Genomic DNA, 1,632 nt, shown 5'->3' with positions numbered 1-1,632 from the left:
ATTATCGACAGCCGCAGCCGCCGGCAGCGCATAAGCACCGACCGAGATCGTCGATGCCGCACCGACCGCGAGAGCACGTTTCAGAACGCCTCTCCATGGGGGTCGCGGTCTCCCCCCTTGTGCATGATGCATGGATTCCCCTTGCATGCCTTCCTCTCCAATCAGGTGGTTGGCGAGAGACCTGGTCACCGACGCGCGGTCGGGCCATGTCCCCGTATCAGCCAATCCAACCGCTCGGGCTCTGTCAAGGTTCTCTCAAGGCTTCTACGAGCCGTCCACTGGAGGCTTCTCGCCACACACACCGCCGCCTGTCCGTAACCGGGCAGTGATAGTTGCCGGCACCAACGACCGGGGCCTATAGTTGGTGCCATCTGTGCCGCGAAGGCATGCATCGCGGTTGGCGCCTCGAAACTAAAGCGCTTCTGACCTGGAAAGACGGCGATCCGCCCGTCACGTGACTCTCCCGAAGCGCCCATGAAACCAGTCCTGAAAGCTCTCATTCATGTCCCCGGGCCGTCATCTCCCGGTGACCTCCAGGCGGGTCGTGATCTTCCTGTGAATATTCTGTGATTCAGGAAACTACTCTGCGGAATGGCTGCCCTGGCCACGACGGTCCGACTCCCAGCACCCACAGATGTGAGAAGCCCCCGGACCGGAAATCCGGCCCAGGGGCTTCTCTGTCGGTGGAGGCAAGGGGACTCGAACCCCTAACCCTCTGCTTGCAAAGCAGATGCGCTACCAATTGCGCCATGCCCCCGCGAGATGTGAAGTTGTCGATACCGCATACCCTGACCAGGAACGCAGATCAGAGGGAGTCCGTGGCCTCTCGCCACACCTGACGACCATCTTCTGCCTGCTTCCATCGACGATATCCGAGGATGCCGGCCACGAGCAGGGCCGTCACAGCGAGACGTCGCATAGAACTCTCCTCTCGGAGCATTCCTGCTGCTCCGGAGTCGTTCGGTGATCCAGGATCAGGAGTGGGCGTACGAGGACTTGAACCTCGGACCTCATCGTTATCAGCGATGCGCTCTAACCGCCTGAGCTATACGCCCTGGAACGCCGTCACCGAGGGAATGAACTCTCAACGAGCCTGTCCTCCTCAGGACGACCACTCCACATTACACCAGCTTCAGAAGTGGTTCCAAATCGGAGCCTCAGTCATCCGTCAGCGTCACACCGATGCCACCCACCAGGGAGGCAGAGATGTTGTAGAGGATCGCTGCCAGCATCGCCAGCACGGTCAGCAGCACCACGTTGATCACGGCGATGATCGTGGCGAAGGAGGCGATCTGGCCCAGGGTCACCATCTGCTCGATGGCAAAGCCCTCACCCTCGGTGCCCAGCACCTGAGCCAGCAGGTCGTTGACTCGGTCAAAGATCCCCGTCAGATCCATCACGGACCACAGCATCACCGCGCAGACCACCGTCATGATGCCCAGCGCCACCGACAGCAGGAAGCTCATCTTCAGCACCGACCACGGGTCGACCTTCGAGATCAGCAGGCGTGCCTTGCGGACTTTGGCCTTCGGCGTCGGACGCACCAGACCGGGTTGCCGTGATCCGCCGCGCGGAGCCTGGGGGCGAGCCGCCGCGCCAGAGGACGGCCGAGGGGCCGCCTGCGGGCGGGCC

General features: G+C 62.3%; 2 protein-coding genes and 2 tRNA genes. All 4 read right to left on the bottom strand.

The features are described from left to right. Positions 1-684: 684 nt before the first annotated feature. Positions 685-757 (bottom strand) — tRNA-Ala (locus BCY76_RS17190). A 48-nt stretch (positions 758-805) separates the two neighbouring features. Further along, complete coding sequence (locus BCY76_RS19765) at positions 806-919, bottom strand: DLW-39 family protein (RefSeq protein WP_237090258.1); 114 nt, start codon at positions 917-919, stop codon at positions 806-808. 62 nt (positions 920-981) lie between these two features. Then, positions 982-1,055 (bottom strand) — tRNA-Ile (locus BCY76_RS17185). Between the two features lie 102 nt (positions 1,056-1,157). Continuing rightward, the coding region (locus tag BCY76_RS17180; RefSeq protein ID WP_139827887.1) for a DUF3566 domain-containing protein at positions 1,158-1,632 on the bottom strand (475 nt) is incomplete at its 5' end.

The organism is Nesterenkonia sp. PF2B19 (assembly GCF_001758425.2).
In the GTDB taxonomy this organism is placed as follows: Bacteria; Actinomycetota; Actinomycetes; order Actinomycetales; family Micrococcaceae; genus Nesterenkonia; species Nesterenkonia aethiopica.
Note: the sequence above shows the minus strand (reverse complement) of the source record. Positions and strands in the feature narration are given on the sequence as shown.

Excerpts from the sequence above, each read along its gene's own strand:
- BCY76_RS19765 (WP_237090258.1), bottom strand. The coding sequence starts at position 919 with ATGCGACGTCTCGCTGTGACGGCCCTGCTCGTGGCCGGCATCCTCGGA.